The organism is Collimonas antrihumi (assembly GCF_018304965.1).
GTDB classification, from domain to species: Bacteria; Pseudomonadota; Gammaproteobacteria; order Burkholderiales; family Burkholderiaceae_D; genus Collimonas; species Collimonas antrihumi.
The window spans coordinates 1-15,095 of the sequence record NZ_JAGQED010000001.1; the positions used below are offsets into that span (position 1 = coordinate 1).

Genomic DNA, 15,095 nt, shown 5'->3' on the forward strand with positions numbered 1-15,095 from the left:
AAAATCACCGAGAGCTTTTTTGCTAGTACCAGCAAAGCAGTCGTCTCTGCCAACGCAGCGTTCTTGCGATTGACGTCGCGTTCGAGTTCCTTGATGCGTTTCTTGTCTTGCCGGGTCTGTTGACTGCTGGTACGCATTGGTTCAGGATCCGCCAGTGCAGCTGCTGCACTGGCGAGCCACTGCGCCAATTCGCCAGGGTACACACCATGCTCACGACACCAGGCATTCTTGCTCGATTCGTCCATCCCGGCAGTGGCCATGATGGCATCAAACCGCGCCGCCGCCGGCAGTGTCCGCCCTCGGGCGGACACTGCCGGCGAACTCCCTTGCCAGCGCAGTAGCGTACCAACACCAATACCAGTTTCTCTGGCAACGACCTCAGGCAAAGCTGCCTCAGGTGGTAACAATCTGGCTACTGCTCTGTTCTTAAATGCTTCACTGTATCTTGCCACTTCATTTCCTTTGCGCCCCCGTTGATTAATTTCCTATCGAGGCGACATCTATTCTGGCACGGGGGGCTACCCATACACCCCCAAATGGAGGGAATATACCCAGTAGCTTTTTAGACAAGCAGTAGTATTCTACAAATCATAGGGGTCGGTCCCGCAGGGTCTTCTAAGAATTCAAGCACAGAAGAGCCGTCGAAAAAATATCACGTGCCGGCCTAGGGAGAATAATAATGACGCGTCTCGCTGCCGCCAGTCTGGAGCATCCTGCGCCGGCCCCTAACCAACGGCGCGCAGGTTTCACGCTGCTTGAACTGCTCGTCGTTATTGTGATCATCGGCCTTCTCGCCGGCATGGTTGCTCCACGTTATTTCGATCAGATCGGCAAATCCAATACCAAAATCTCGCGCGCCCAGATTGTCTCGCTGGAGAAGGCGCTCGATCAATACCGGCTCGACGTAGGACATTACCCCACTACCGACGAGGGCCTCGACAGTCTTTTCGTGAAGCCGAACAACGAGGAAAAATGGCAGGGGCCGTATCTGAAGAAGGCCGTGCCGATGGACCCTTGGGGCCGTCCCTATATTTACAAATCGCCTGGCGATCATGGCGAACTGGACCTGAGCACACTGGGCGCCGACGGTCAGCCTGGCGGTACCGGTGAGAACGCCGATGTCGGCAACTGGATGTCTAACTAGGTGCCCGCCATGAACAATGCGCCTGTCACCCACGTCATCGAATTCGACATTGTGGCTAAAGCCCGGGCGGGGGCGATGCGCTCGCTGCGATTAGCCGCCGTCGACGCGGCGGCGGCAACCCGGCTCGCCGAAAGGGAGGGGCTGCGCGTCCTGTCTTGCGTACCTCGCCGGCGCAGCTTCGCGTGGGGGGGACGAGGTCGCATTGCTGCAGTCCGTACCCGCCTTGATATAGCACTGTTCGCCCACGAGCTGGCATCACTGCTGGACGCAGGGCTGGGGATCATCGATGCCATCGAAACGCTGGCCGAAAAAGAACGTTTGTCCGAAACCCGGCGCATGTTCGAAAAAATAGTGCAATCCTTGAAGGAGGGCCGCAATTTCTCGGGGGTGATGAGCGACCGGCCGGATGTGTTCCCGCAACTGCTGGTCGCAAGCATATCCGCCAGCGAGCAGACCGGCGACATGGCGGCGGCGTTGCGTCGATATTCCGCCAATTTTGAAACTCTGCGCACCATCCGCTCCAAGGCTTTGGGGGCCGCGGTATACCCGCTGATGCTGCTGGGGGTGGGTTCGCTGGTTGTATTGTTCCTGCTGGCAGTGGTGGTGCCGAAATTCTCCACTTTGATTGAATCGACCCGAGGTGAGATTCCGTTTGCATCCCAGATCCTGATCCAGCTCGGCAAAACCATCCATGCCCACCCGCAATTGGTCGCAGCCTTGTTTATCGGTACTTTCCTGTCGCTGATCTGGGCGATTCGCCATGCTTCGCGTGCGGGATGGAACCTGCCGGTGCTGCAACGTTTGCCCATCGTGGGGCCGCTGATACGGATTTTTCGCCACGCACAGTTTTATCGCACTAGCGGCATGTTGATCGAAGGCGGCATTCCAGCGGTCCGTGCGTTCGATATGTGCGGCTCGCTGCTAACGCCGGAAGACAGCCGCAAGCTGGCGCGTGCGGTGGCGTCGATTCGAGAGGGCGCTGCAATCGGCCCGGCGTTGCAGGTTGTCGGCCTGGCCGATCCGGTGGCCCTGCGCATGCTGATGGTGGCGCAACGTACCGGCAAATTGGCCGAGATATTGGCGCGTATCGCCGCTTTCCAGGAGGCAACTCTGAGCCGTGCCATCGATGTGGCGACACGCTTGTTCGAACCGGTGCTGATGTTGTGCATCGGCCTCATTATCGGCGCCATCGTGGTACTCATGTATTTGCCGATTTTCGACCTTGCATCCAGTATTCAATGACCGCCATGGACAACGTCTACACGCACGTTTTCAGCCCCGCCAGGAAGACTCTGGATGCAGAGTCCATCCGCGCGGTGCAGGAGCAGGCCGGTTCTACCCTGCAAACGATCGAACGGATAGCGGAGGGCTTTGGCGACGATACCGCCGCTTACCTTCTGGCTGCCGCAGCCTACTTCAGGATGCAGCCGGTGACGATGGTCATGATGCGGCAGCTCAAACCGGATTTTGAACTGCTGTCGTTCATCGAAGCCGGCAAACGACTGTGCGTTGCGTTTGTAGAGCCTTCAGGCGAGCTGCTGCTGGTGACGGCGGATCCTCTGGATGTGCGGACCCGCACCTGGATCAACGCGCGTTTGCGCACTCGTACCGAGCAGCCGGTGACTTGGGGCATCGCCACTACCGGTGACGTGCGTTCCTATCTGGCTGTCATCGAGAAATCGGTCCGGGCGATGGATTCGGTAGGCATTGCCGACACCGTCAACGCGATTGACCACAGCGCGCTGTCGATCTCGATTGAAGACATCAGCAGCACCGAGAGCACCATCGTGCGTTTGGTCAATTCGACGATCTATGACGCATTGCGTGCCGGCGCCAGCGATATCCATCTCGAAACCCAGCCGCAAGGCTTGAACATCAAATATCGGCTGGATGGCGTTCTGAGCATGATCAAACGGCTGGATGGCAGCGATCTGGCGAACCAGGTACTGTCGCGCATCAAGGTGATTTCCGAACTCGACATTGCTGAACGCCGGATTCCTCAGGATGGCCGCTTCAAAGTGCTGGCCGAAGGTCGTGAAATCGATCTGCGCGTCTCGATCATGCCCAATCTGTTCGGCGAGGATGCAGTGCTGCGGGTGCTGGACCGCTATCATTTGGCGGGCGAGCTGCAAACCTTAAGCCTGGAAACCCTGGGATTCGCCGAGCCGGCCAAGGAATTCGTGCGCCGGCTATCGCAACTTCCCTATGGCTTGCTGCTGGTGACCGGACCTACGGGTAGCGGCAAGACCACCACCATCTATGCGGCAATTACGGAAATCAATACCGGCCTCGACAAGATCGTGACGATCGAGGATCCGGTTGAATATCAATTGGCGGGCGTGCTGCAAATCCCTGTCAATGAAAAGAAGGGATTGACCTTCGCCCGTGGACTGCGGTCGATACTGCGTCACGATCCGGACAAGATCATGGTGGGCGAAATACGCGATCCGGAAACTGCGCAAATCGCAGTTCAGGCGGCGCTTACGGGTCATCAAGTGTTTACCACCGTGCATGCCAACAATGTGTTCGACGTGATCGGGCGTTTCACCAACATGGGTGTTGATTCCTACAGTTTCGTCTCCGCCCTCAACGGCATCCTGGCGCAGCGGCTGGTGCGCGTCAATTGCCCGATGTGCGTGACCGACGACAAACCTGATAAAGAACTGATGGTGCGCTCTGGCCTTGGCACTTCCACCTTAGCCCTGTCGAGTTTTAATTTTAAACACGGGGTAGGGTGCGCGCATTGCCGCGGTAGCGGTTTCAAGGGCCGGCGCGCGATTGCGGAGACGCTTTCGCTGAATGACACTTTGCGCGATTTGATGGTAGAGCGCGCCGCCATTTCCAAGATCAAGCACGCAGCCCGCCAAAACGGCCTGAAAACGCTGCGTGAAGCGGCGGTAGCCCTGGTGGCTGCGGGTATGACCACTCTTGAGGAGATCAATCGTGTTACGCCTGTGGAATAAGCCGGTGCAAATGGTGGTCGAGCCGCATCAAGTGACGGCGTTGATGCTAAAAGCCGGGCAACGGCAAGATGACGTCATCGTGCCAGTCACCAAACCTGAAGGCGCTGCCGGCGCATACGACGGTATCGGCCAGGCGATTCGCGATATCTTGCCGCTCTTGACCAGCAGGGCGGAGCGCTCCGCGTATGGAACCTGCCGGCTGAATGTCGAAGTAGCCGATACCTTGGTTCATTACGATGTCCTGAAGGTTGACGCGCGTCGTTTGCCGCCGGCCGAGCTGGATCATCTGGCTGCGCTTGGCATGGCGGATACCTTGGGCATCGATTCCAGTTCGCTGGTGATGCGTTGTTCGGTCCAGCTGGATGGGCTCAGCGCGGTCGTTTGCGGCATGCCGGCGGCTCTGTCCGATGCCATTAAACTGGCGAGCGATGATGCTGGATGCCGGCTGAATCGTCTGGAGCCGGCATTTGCGGCATTCTGGAATGGCAGCTTTGCGCATAGCAAAAACAGCAGCGCGCTGCTGGCGCGTTTGCGCGGTAGTTCTTTAATGCTCGGTTGGCTGCAAGATGGAAAATGGCAGGCGCTTGCCACCGAGCGCTTATCGAGAAATGACTGGGCTGCCTTGAGCGATAGCTGCGATGCATTTTGCCGCCGTCTCTGCGTACCGGATCACTCTGGATTGCCGATATATTTCGACGCCGACATAGCCGATATAGCCGACATTCCAACAGCAGCACGCAACCGCTGGCAGCGCCTGGCGCCGCAACCGGAAATGGCGGCCGCTGCCGGTGCAGTGCCCGATTTCGCCTCGAACGTTGCGTAGGAGCCAAATATCATGGCCTCCCTTCAAAAACTCGATTTCGATTTTTCCTCCCAGCGTCGCAAATTGCCGCCGTTCGGATTGGCTATCCTGCTCGCCGGTGCTGCAGCCAGCATCTACGCAGGCGTCGAATTATCGTCTGCCTATAACGCTCGCAAGGCCCAGCAAACGGTCTATGACGCCTTGGTATCGCGTCTCCATACGGTAAGGCATGCCGATCAGGATGGCGCCAAAATCACGCCCGCCGAACTGCAGAATTTCAAGAATGCAGCGCAGATTGCAGGCCAGTTGAATACACCTTGGGATCGTTTGCTGAAAGTACTCGAATCGGCGCCGATGGAGCACGTGGCGTTGCTGTCGGTAGAACCAGTCGCATCGCGTCGGCAATTGCATCTGGTCGGTGAGGCGAAAGACTTTGCCACGATGCTGGATTACCTGTCCTATCTCCAGAGCCAGCCCGGCCTGCAACGTGTCATCTTGACTTCGCACCAGATACAGACGCAGCCAGGCGCGCCGGTCCGTTTCCAGATCCAGGCGCATTGGGAGGAGAAATGAACCGCATGAGCTCAATGGCGCTGATGTTGCGTTATGCGCTTGCCCGCCGCGTCGGCTGGCCGGGCCTGGTGGGCATTTGCATGCTCGGATTCACTTTGTTCGCCGCCTTGGCGGTTGCGCCGCGTTTGGAAAAAAACGCCGGCGAGATCAAGTTGCAGACCGGCGCCGCGTTGATCGACCTTAATCGTGCCCGGCTTGAACATCGGATCCAGCCAAAGACCAGCGAGCAACTGGTGCGCTTTACGGCCTGGTTCCCGACGATTGACCACAACGTAGGCGATCTGCGCCAGCTGATGGAACAGGCGCAACTAGCCAAGCTCGATCTGGTGAAGGGAGAGTATCGCATCTCGGATGCGCAGGGCGCAGCTTTCGTGAGCTATGAGGTAGTGCTGCCGGTGAAAGCCAGCTACGACACCTTACGCAGCTTTATTGCCGGAGTGCTCAATGCCATACCGAATGCGTCGCTGGCCGAACTGCATATCGAACGGGCCGCGGTGAACAGCACTATTCAGGATGCGCGAATCCATTTCACTTTTGTCTACCGCGGAGCCTGACATGCGCAACCGATTCTCACGGCGGCAAATAGGATTGGTGCTGGTAGCCGGTGTGCTGGTTTCCTGCGGCGCCTTGGTGTTTTCGGGCGGCTCTGCCGAATCCGGGCTGGTTGAACCTGTGACTCGGACCGCAAGCAATCATCAAACGGGAAGCGCCAAGCCGGGCGCCGCCGCTGCCGATGTTGCTGCTACCTTGCCAAAAACGATAGCCCCGCCGGAACGAGCCAACCTGGATCAGACCGGCACAAACAATTTATTCGCATCCAACAGCTGGACGCCGCCGCCGCCACCGCCACCGAAGGAGTTGCCGCCACCACCGCCACCACCGCCGACCGCGCCTCCTATACCTTTCAATTTCGTCGGGCTGCTGCAGGATCAAGCCAAGCCTACCGCTTTTCTGGCGAAAGACGACCAGTTGTTGCTGGTGACGACGGGAGATACCGTGGAGGGTACCTATCATATCGATTCTGTCAGCGCCAAAGAAATTATCCTGACCTACCTTCCGCTCAACCAGCGGCAATCCATTTCGATCTCTGGGGGGCTGTAATGCGCCTTATCCAATACACGTCAAAAAGCTGGCGGCGTCCAGCTGCGGTGCTGCTGATCGTTGGTGCGCTGGCCGGGTGCGCGGCACAGCAACTTCACACGGACGGCCAGCGTCAGATTAAAGAAGGTCATGTCGCGGAGGGACTCGCCAACATGCGCGAAGCCGTGCGGCAGGATCCGGGCAATCTGCCGTACAAGCTCGATTACATCAAACGCCTCGACGAAGAAACGAAAAAATTGATTCAGCAAGGCGATGAGCAGCGTTCGGCCGGCGATACCAAGGAAGCGCGCAATTCTTATCTGGAGGCGCTGCAACTTGACAGTTCGAACGAACGAGCCCGGCGCGGGGTGTCTGATATAGACATGGACATACGGCATAGGGACATCCTGGCTGAAGCCGAAAAGATGGACGCCGCCGGCAAATGGGATATGGCACGGGAACGCACGATGGTGGTGATACTGGAGAATCCCGCCAACCCCAATGCGCAGCTGTTGTTACGCAAGATTAATAACGAGATCGACACCCAGCATCGCGCCAAAGAAGCGTTGACCGCTTCCCAGTCGGTAATGAAGAAACCGGTCACGCTGCAGTTCCGCGATGCCAATCTGCGCATGGTGTTCGAAGCGTTGTCCCGCACCACCGGCCTTAACGTGATCTTCGACCGCGACGTGCGCCCCGATCTTAAAACCACCATCTTTGTGCATGAAGGCTCGGTCGAAGATACCGTCAATCTGATTCTGTTGCAGAACCAGCTCGAAAAGAAAGTACTCAACGTCAATACGATGTTCATTTATCCGGCGACGGCGGCTAAACAAAAAGAATACCAAGAGTTGAAAGTGCGCACTTTCCATATTTCGAATGGCGATGCGAAATACATCCTGACAGTGCTCAAGTCGGTGCTCAAGATCAAGGATGCATTGGTCGACGAACGCACCAATACGCTAGTCTTGCGGGATACGCCGGAGGCACTGGACGTAGCTGCCAAAGTGATTGCGGCCCACGATCTGGCGGATGCTGAAGTGATGCTGGAAGTCGAGGTGCTGGAAATTTCCCGCGATCGCTTGACCGACCTTGGCATAAGCTGGCCGAACAGTGCCACGATATCGACCCCGACAGGGACGGCCGGCTCCCTGACTCTTGGCGCTCTCGGTGATTTGACGCGCGGCCAGTTGCAAGTGACACCGTTCTCGCTGGGCATAGGTTTCAAGCTCCAGGATACCGACGCCAATCTGCTGGCTAGTCCGCGTATCCGCGTGCGCGATCACGAAAAGGCGAAGATCCTGATCGGCGACAAAGTACCTATCATCACCAATACCGTGACACCGATACAAACCGGCGCCTCGGTGGTCACCGGTTCGATCCAGTATATCGATGTCGGTATCAAGCTTGAGGCTGAACCGCATGTCTATCCGGAGGGCGAGGTCGGCATCAAGCTGAATCTGGAAGTCAGCAATATAGTCAAGGAAATCTCAGGGCCTTCCGGCTCGCTCGCCTATCAGATCGGGACCCGCAGCGCAACGACAAGCTTGCGTTTGCGCGACGGTGAAACCCAGGTGCTTGGCGGCTTGATCAGCGATTCCGATCGCAATGCCGCTGCCAAGGTTCCCGGCCTCGGTCAATTGCCGGTCATTGGACGATTGTTCTCGGAACATAACGGCGACCATACAAAGACCGAGATCGTGCTATCGATCACACCCCGCATCATACGTGCCCAGGGTATTGCCGAAGACACAATGCGGGATGTCTGGTCTGGCACGGAAACCACGATTCACTCCGGTCAGTTCCGTCTTGATCCGATCTCTAGCGTGTCTGGCACCAGTAATGGCGTAAGCGGCAACAGCGTGCCGCGCGCCGATGCGGCGCCGGTACCGGCAGCCCCGGTAATACTGCCTGCGCCGCCTGTTGTTGTAGCCACGCCGCAGACTCCGCCAGCCACCCCGGCCATCCTGAACGGCGTGGTGCCAGATGCACCGGCGCCGTCGGCGACGCAGCCGCAAGGATTCGACGCCGTCAGTCCGGCCCCGTCCGGCGGCTACCAAGCTCCACCTGCGCCTGTGCCTGCTCCCATGCCGCCGCCGGCGCCTGTGCCGGTACCGGAGTCTGCCACGCCGGCGCCGACGGATCAATCAGCGGCGCTGCCATCTGACAAGGTGCTGGCAACTGCTGCGCCAGCGGCCACACCGGCGGCCATGCCGGTCAGTGAATCGGCCGCAGGGATACCTGCAGCCGTCGCCGCCGCTACGCCCGCAAATGCGGCGCCGGTCGTGGCCGCCGCTACTGTCCCGGCAGCGGCAGCGGCGGCAATGGTGGCAGGTGCTGCGGACAAGAGTGCTCAATCGGCAAGTCCCGCAGTCAGCCCGACCCCGACTGCAAGCACTGGCAACGGCGGCGCTAACATTTCCAATGGCAGACCGCAGATCACCTGGGGCAAGCCTGAAAGTGTCAGGGCCGGAGATCAGTTCAAGATCACTCTTAACGCTTCCAGCTTCGATGGCATTCATTCACTGCCGTTCTATATCCTCTACGACCCGCGGGTGTTGTCCTTTGTCGGCGCCAGCCCGGGGGTGGTCAGCAGCCGGGTCGGCGTCAGTAACATCGATCCGGTCATCAACGATACCGCCGGCCGCGTCAATATGACACTGGACGCCGACGCCGGTAAATTCTTTGCCGGTTCGGGGGCGCTGATGAACCTGACATTCGCAGCCAAGATATCCAGCAAGCAGACACAAGTGGAAATGCAGCTGGCGCAGCTTGGCATTAGCGGCGGCGGTGCTTTGCGCAACATATCCCGGCCACAGCCGCTGAAACTGACGATCGAGCCATGAAAACGCACGGATTTACGCTCATAGAGCTGATCATTACACTGGCCCTGGTAGGCCTGGTGGCGATGGTCGCGTTGCCGCTCTATGAAATTTCGGCAACGCGTCTGAAGGAAACCGAGCTGAAACTTGCCCTGCGCCAGATCCGCACCGCATTGGATAATTACAAGATTGCGGCCGATACCGGCCTGATTACAAGGGAAGCCGGCGATTCCGGCTATCCGCCCTCGCTGGAAGTGTTGGTCACCGGCGTCGAAAATGCGAAAGATATCAATCATTCCCGGCTGGTATTTCTGCGCCATGTGCCGCGCGACCCGTTTTACCCCGATCTTGCCCAGCCGGCAGAACAAACCTGGGCTTTGCGCAGCTACGGCAGCCCGCCCAGCGACCCGATGCCGGGCAACGATGTGTATGACGTCGCTTCGCTCTCGGCCGCCAGGGGCATGAATGGCATCGCCTACAAGGAGTGGTAGCCATGTTACGACCGTTCTCATCCTTCTCACTGTTTTGCAGCAGGTGTTCCAGGAAAAACGGGTTCACATTGATTGAAATGGTGATCGTCATGGCCGTGATCGGCCTGCTGCTGACGCTTGCCGTGCCGCGCTATTTCGTCGCACTCGACAATGGCAAGGTCAAGGTGCAGCAGCAAAACCTTGCAACGGTGCGGGATGCGCTCGACAAATTCTTCGGCGATCAGGGCCGCTATCCGGAAACGCTCGACGAACTGGTACAGAAGCGGTATCTGCGCAGTGTTCCCGTAGATCCGATTACAGAAAGTCCTGACTGGATCGTTATCGCCCCCCTTGATACCTCTCTGAGCGGGGTCTATGATATCCAAAGCGCGGCAAAGAGTAAGGGAGTAGGGGATGATACCGCTACCAAAAACTAAACGTCCCTCGCGCGGCATAGTATTGCTGGCGTTGCTGTTGACCCTGGCGCTGATGGCCGTGGCGCTGATGGGGGCGGTCGAAGTATGGTCGGTCGAGCGGCAGCGCGAAACCGAAGCGGATCTGTTGTACGTCGGCGACCAGTACCGGTTGGCTATTGAGCACTACTATTACGCTACTCCCGGGGCTGGCAAGATGCTGCCGGCGAGTATTGGCGATTTGGTTGAAGATCAGCGTTTTCCGGTGCCTGTACGGCATTTGCGCCGTGCCTATGCCGATCCGGTCACCGGCGAGGCATTTGAATTGCTGCGTACTGGCGAACAGATCAGCGGCGTAGTCAGCAGTTCCGCCAAGTCGACTATCAAGCGCAGCGGCTTTTCTCGAGCAGATAGTGCATTCGAAGGGGTTGAGACCTACAATCAGTGGAGATTCTTGTTTAGCCCGCCCGTTTCGGGAAGACCCGGCCGAAAATCGCCGTTGCCATCGTCGCGCCAACCTGTAGTCATCGGAGGAACGTCATGACCTACCGAATTTTGATAGTCGAGGACCACAACCTACTCCGGCACGGGCTACGGTCGATGATTACGGCGCTGCCTGGCTACGAAGTGGTGGGCGAGGCGCGGGAAGGTAAAGAGGCGATTCGCGAAGCGCTTTCATTGCATCCGGATATGATCCTCATGGATTTGTCCCTGCCCGGCATGAATGGAATTGAAGCCACGGCTCAGATCAAGAGGCGTATGCCAGATATTCACATTCTTGTGCTGACCGTCTACAAGACCGACGAATATGTGACAGAAGCGCTGCGGGTAGGGGCGGACGGTTATGTATTGAAAGATGCTTCCTACGATGAATTTGTGACGGCGATTCAGACGGTCGCCGGTGGAAAAAATATATCTGCCCCGATGTGTCGATGCACTTGATCAATGATTTCCTGCGTCGAGGCGATCCCAAGAAGGCCGCAACACCCTGGAACAAGTTGACTGCGCGTGAACGCAGCATCCTTAAACTGGTTGCGGAGGGACGTACGAATCGCAAGACCGGTGAATTTCTCAACATTAGCGCCAAGACTGTCGAAAAACATCGCGCTAATTTGATGCACAAGCTTGGTTTGCGCAATGCGGCAGAACTTATCCTCATGGCGCTGGACATGGGTTTGATCGAGCGCGCCGGTAATACATCGAACGCCGTCAACGGAGCGGCCGATGGCCCGGTCTTGGCTTCAGACATGCCTTCCAAAAAACCTCCTGACGGCCCGGTAATGTCGTTGGAGTGACAGGGACCGGTGAATCGAAGGCGGGAGTCGCGGGATTTGCGAGATTTGCGAACGCCGCCAGGCTATATCGGGATACGGCCTTTGTCACCTGTTCGACGAAAATTCATCATGATCCTTTAGCGGTGCGAATAAGCCATGCACCAACCTTGAGGATTGACCTGTCCGGCCACAATCTTGCAAGTGCCGGTGCCTGCCTCCGGCGCGGGTGGCGGAGTGTACGCAGCGCAGTCGGCGCACATTTTTCCTTCCTTGGGACTGTCTTGGTAATGGAGCATGCCTTTAGTCATGGAGCCTGCCTTGACAGGCTGCGACGGGGTCACGAGGGGAGTAAGAATGATCGCGCCCAGCACGGCGCTGCTACGGCGTAGCATACTCCGGCGCGATGTTTTTTTTTCTTGATTCATGGCGATTCTCCTCCGAGTGAAATAATCCGACCTGGATCGTCCGCATCAATCCATTACGCTCGCGCCGCGACTCGGGAAAACACCTGACTGTTGTCAGAACCTGCCGTTAGAACCTGCCGTTAGAACATGAACCAGGCGTAGAGGTAAAGCGTGTTGTTGTCCTTGGCGTCTCTGAGCGTCCCGTCGTAATTCGTCTTGCTGCCATTGAATTTCGTATAGCCGGTGTATTGCAGTCCAAAACGGACGTTCGCCTGCGGGTCCCAGGAAAAAATATAGTGCGGCCAATAATTCAGTTCGACGATATAGCCTGAGGTATCCGGTTTGCCATTGTTGGTGCCGAATCGTGCGAAGTCAGCGTCACCGGTGAGCTTGAACACGGCGCCCGTAATGCCGTAAGTACGGTCGTAAAGATAGCTGAGCTTGGCTCGGGTCGAGCGCAAATTCGAAGTCGGATTATCATTGTTCCCATTCGGGAAGCCGCCCCGCCAATCGGCTTTCTCGTGGATTGTGGACGCCATGGCTGTGACGATATGGTGATCGTCTTTGCTGAAAAACTGATACGTGGCGTCGAATCCCAGGTCGGTGAAGCGATCGCCCTGGGGAGTCGCATCTGGCGCGGCCATGGCGACTCTGGCGGCGGTAGCGCCGATGGTGAAATTCTGATGGTCGCTGCCGAAGGTGTAGGTCATGCGCAAGTAAGGATTGGAGCCCGCCAGCGTTACTCTTTGAGCGTCGGGTGTGCCCCAGCGTAAAGCCGACAGCGGACCTTTGGCGGTCTGATACGAGGCTGCCTCCAGGTAGAGCGAATCGAACAGATACGTGTAAGCGCCGAGGCCAGCCACCCGCGCGCCCGACTCAAGGAAGGTCGGCACGCCGCGGCCCGGGCCTGCGATAGTCGGGCTGTAGTACGGAAAGCTCCAGGCCGGGGTAGTATTCCAGATGTCTTGAACGGTAGGATTGTTGTGCAAAGTCAGACCGAAAAACGTTGGTTTTTCTTCCGATCCCGTCATTTTCACCAACCGCAGATCGGTGTTATCCAGCGCGCCGTGCCCAACATATCTCAGATTGTCCGTGGTGCTGATGTTGTTGTAGGTCCATTGCACAAAGCCGCCGGCGTAATCGGTGAATTTCCCGCCCGTAAACAGACTGGCGGCCTCGACCACCAGTTCGCGGTTCTTCGCGAAAAGCAGGTCGCCGCTGGATTTGTCGGTTGCGTTGTTGATTGAATTGCGTGAAACGATTGCCATGAAAGCCAGCGGGATCTTCTCGCGTTCTCCCAAGGTGTATCCGCCCAGTTTGAATTTTCGTCCAAACGGCGTGAGCTCAGGATAGATGGTGTGACACGACGAGCATTTCAGGCTGGTTTGCCTCGCAAAAAGAGGATTGGCGTCAGCATTGGACATGAAACCAAAAAGAAAAATCAGCCATACAAAGGCTGCTACGCGTTTTAAAAACGTGTGTATGTTTTTCATTGTGAATCTCCCCTGTTTTTTGATTCGCAATGCTGCGTTATTTGTCAGCCTATGAATTAAAAATAGCTTGTCCGGGAACGCGGGTCATTGGGTAGAAGTACTAAGATTTCCTCGGAATGCTCCCCATAAGGATTGACCTGGCCATCGCTCGATCTTCAGCAATCGGGCTGGATCAGCTATGCATAGTCTTTGCAAACCGGATTGCCGGGTTATTGAGAAGGAATAAAGTGCATGAGCAAATTTCTGCCAGAGGGGCGGCGGCAGTGTGTTGTATTCGCCACTGATAACGCGGAAGAAAATCGAATAAGCCAGGATTCACGAAAGAAAATGCAGGCTTTCGTTTGCAATTTTAAAAAACCGTGCTAGAATCTTGCCTGTTTTACGAAATAAGAAATTATTTCTCTAGCGATGCAAGGGGTCATGTTGATGCTCCTTGCCGCAAACACTCCATACGCGGGAGTAGCTCAGTTGGTAGAGCGCAACCTTGCCAAGGTTGAGGTCGAGAGTTCGAGACTCTTCTCCCGCTCCAAATTCCAGGTAAGAAAGATGATTAAATCTTCCTTGCCGTTTCAGTAAAAAATTAGGACTGGGCTCCGAGAGTCTTCTTCTTTATCGGTAAACATGCGGTCATCGAGCGCATGTTTAGAATGTATGACCGCGTTACCTCATCACTTCGTATATGCCAGGCTTTATTCAACGACTCGTTCGCATCTTGCGACCGGGTCGTTTTGCTATTCGCTCGGGCAAAATAACGGGATAGTTCATTTGGGTGCTTCAATCGGCAGGCCGCCGAGTATTTGAGCGGGTCGGCGCAACACCGGATCGAACGGATTGATCTGCGCGCTGACGATCGCAGCTTCTTTCTTGAGTATCTGCACTACCGTCGGCAGACGGTCTGCGTTTAATCTTTCCGCCAGCGTGGCGACACTCAAGGCCGCGACCGCACGGCCCTGCCGGTCCAGCACCGGTACCGCAATGCCGGCCATGCCGGGCAACAAGCCCACCCCATGACTGGCTGCGTAGCCAAGTTCCAGTGAGCGTTTGATTTCAGTCCGCAAATACACTTCGTCGTACAAGCCCAGATCCAGCAAGCGCGGCAGGTTGAAGCGGATGATTTCTTCGCGCTCTGCTTCGGGCAAGAATGCCAGAATCACCAGCGCCCCCTGGCCAACCCCGAGCGCGACTCTGCCGCCAATATCACCCGTGAACGAGCGGATCGGGAACGGGCCCTCGCTACGGTCCAGGCACATGGCGTCGTAGCCGCTACGCACCAGCAAGAACATGGTGTCGCCCAATGCCGCCGACAGGCGCAACAAGATCGGCCGGCAGATATCGCGCAAATTGCCGCGATGCCCGGCGCGCGCAGCCAAAGCAAAAAATTCAACGCTCAAGCGATAGGCTTTGCTGCGTTCGTCCTGTTCCACGATGCCTTCGCCGGTCAGCGCGCGAAGAATGCGGTGAGCCGTGGGTTGGGCCAGGCCGGTTGCGTTAGCAATGTGCGTCAGCTTGGCGCCGTCGCCATTGGTTGTCGCCAGCGCCCGGATAATCGCAAAGCCGCGCTGAAGGCTGGTTCCTGCCGAGGCATCTTGATCTTTCATTATTTCCTCCTAATGAAATTAATTTATCTATATATTTAATAATGATCCATTAAATGGAA

At 57.1% G+C, this 15,095-nt stretch carries 16 protein-coding genes, 1 tRNA gene and 1 pseudogene; 14 read left to right on the forward strand and 4 right to left on the reverse strand.

Going from position 1 to position 15,095, the window contains the following annotated elements; all coding sequences use genetic code 11:
* A pseudogene (locus tag KHU29_RS00005) lies at window positions 1–311 on the reverse strand (IS3-like element ISAzo10 family transposase); the annotation flags it as partial.
* A gap of 368 nt (window positions 312–679) precedes the next feature.
* Here KHU29_RS00005 and gspG point away from each other — a divergent pair.
* From gspG to KHU29_RS00070, 13 genes are read left to right on the forward strand one after another with little or no spacing between them, the layout of a single operon-like run.
* Window positions 680–1,144 carry a type II secretion system major pseudopilin GspG gene (gene gspG / locus KHU29_RS00010; protein ID WP_211450672.1) on the forward strand — a complete coding sequence of 155 codons (465 nt, stop codon included), beginning with the start codon at window positions 680–682 and terminating at the stop codon, window positions 1,142–1,144.
* Window positions 1,145–1,153: 9 nt separating this feature from the next.
* Window positions 1,154–2,386 carry a type II secretion system F family protein gene (locus KHU29_RS00015; protein ID WP_211450673.1) on the forward strand — a complete coding sequence of 411 codons (1,233 nt, stop codon included), beginning with the start codon at window positions 1,154–1,156 and terminating at the stop codon, window positions 2,384–2,386.
* A 5-nt stretch (window positions 2,387–2,391) separates the two neighbouring features.
* On the forward strand, window positions 2,392–4,107 hold the full coding sequence (locus tag KHU29_RS00020) for a GspE/PulE family protein (protein ID WP_211451103.1): 1,716 nt from the start codon (window positions 2,392–2,394) through the stop codon (window positions 4,105–4,107).
* Window positions 4,088–4,930: a hypothetical protein gene (locus KHU29_RS00025; protein ID WP_211450674.1), complete on the forward strand. Its 843-nt coding sequence runs from the start codon at window positions 4,088–4,090 to the stop codon at window positions 4,928–4,930. The genes KHU29_RS00020 and KHU29_RS00025 overlap by 20 nt, the downstream gene beginning before the upstream one ends.
* A 12-nt stretch (window positions 4,931–4,942) precedes the next feature.
* Complete coding sequence (locus KHU29_RS00030) at window positions 4,943–5,482, forward strand: PilN domain-containing protein (protein ID WP_211450675.1); 540 nt, start codon at window positions 4,943–4,945, stop codon at window positions 5,480–5,482.
* A gap of 5 nt (window positions 5,483–5,487) precedes the next feature.
* The gene (locus KHU29_RS00035) at window positions 5,488–6,036 is read left to right on the forward strand and encodes a hypothetical protein (RefSeq protein WP_211450676.1); all 549 of its coding nucleotides are present in this window, start codon (window positions 5,488–5,490) and stop codon (window positions 6,034–6,036) included.
* Window position 6,037: 1 nt separating this feature from the next.
* Window positions 6,038–6,583, forward strand: coding sequence for a hypothetical protein (locus KHU29_RS00040; RefSeq protein WP_211450677.1), 546 nt, complete (start codon window positions 6,038–6,040; stop codon window positions 6,581–6,583).
* On the forward strand, window positions 6,583–9,408 hold the full coding sequence (locus KHU29_RS00045) for a cohesin domain-containing protein (RefSeq protein ID WP_211450678.1): 2,826 nt from the start codon (window positions 6,583–6,585) through the stop codon (window positions 9,406–9,408). Before KHU29_RS00040 ends, KHU29_RS00045 begins: the two co-directional genes overlap by 1 nt.
* Window positions 9,405–9,875 carry a type II secretion system protein gene (locus KHU29_RS00050; RefSeq protein ID WP_211450679.1) on the forward strand — a complete coding sequence of 157 codons (471 nt, stop codon included), beginning with the start codon at window positions 9,405–9,407 and terminating at the stop codon, window positions 9,873–9,875. The genes KHU29_RS00045 and KHU29_RS00050 overlap by 4 nt, the downstream gene beginning before the upstream one ends.
* Before the next feature lie 2 nt (window positions 9,876–9,877).
* Window positions 9,878–10,291 (forward strand): type II secretion system protein, encoded by a 414-nt coding sequence (locus KHU29_RS00055; RefSeq protein ID WP_211450680.1) that lies wholly within the window; start codon window positions 9,878–9,880, stop codon window positions 10,289–10,291.
* Window positions 10,269–10,811, forward strand: coding sequence for a type II secretion system protein (locus KHU29_RS00060; RefSeq protein WP_211450681.1), 543 nt, complete (start codon window positions 10,269–10,271; stop codon window positions 10,809–10,811). The genes KHU29_RS00055 and KHU29_RS00060 overlap by 23 nt, the downstream gene beginning before the upstream one ends.
* Complete coding sequence (locus KHU29_RS00065; protein WP_211450682.1) at window positions 10,808–11,209, forward strand: response regulator; 402 nt, start codon at window positions 10,808–10,810, stop codon at window positions 11,207–11,209. Before KHU29_RS00060 ends, KHU29_RS00065 begins: the two co-directional genes overlap by 4 nt.
* Entirely contained in the window at window positions 11,200–11,562 is a 363-nt protein-coding gene (locus KHU29_RS00070) for a response regulator transcription factor (protein ID WP_211450683.1), read from the forward strand. The genes KHU29_RS00065 and KHU29_RS00070 overlap by 10 nt, the downstream gene beginning before the upstream one ends.
* Window positions 11,563–11,678: 116 nt before the next feature.
* Here KHU29_RS00070 and KHU29_RS00075 read toward each other — a convergent pair whose 3' ends face one another.
* Together KHU29_RS00075 and KHU29_RS00080 are read right to left on the reverse strand one after the other, a co-directional pair.
* The gene (locus tag KHU29_RS00075; RefSeq protein ID WP_211450684.1) at window positions 11,679–11,966 is read right to left on the reverse strand and encodes a high-potential iron-sulfur protein; all 288 of its coding nucleotides are present in this window, start codon (window positions 11,964–11,966) and stop codon (window positions 11,679–11,681) included.
* 119 nt (window positions 11,967–12,085) lie between these two features.
* Window positions 12,086–13,438 (reverse strand): cytochrome C, encoded by a 1,353-nt coding sequence (locus KHU29_RS00080; protein ID WP_211450685.1) that lies wholly within the window; start codon window positions 13,436–13,438, stop codon window positions 12,086–12,088.
* Between the two features lie 453 nt (window positions 13,439–13,891).
* On the opposite strand from KHU29_RS00080, the gene KHU29_RS00085 reads away from it, so the two are divergent.
* Window positions 13,892–13,967, forward strand: a tRNA-Gly gene (locus KHU29_RS00085).
* Window positions 13,968–14,199: 232 nt separating this feature from the next.
* Here the strand turns inward: KHU29_RS00085 and KHU29_RS00090 are convergent.
* Window positions 14,200–15,036 carry an IclR family transcriptional regulator gene (locus KHU29_RS00090; RefSeq protein ID WP_211450686.1) on the reverse strand — a complete coding sequence of 279 codons (837 nt, stop codon included), beginning with the start codon at window positions 15,034–15,036 and terminating at the stop codon, window positions 14,200–14,202.
* Between the last annotated feature and the right edge of the window lie 59 nt (window positions 15,037–15,095).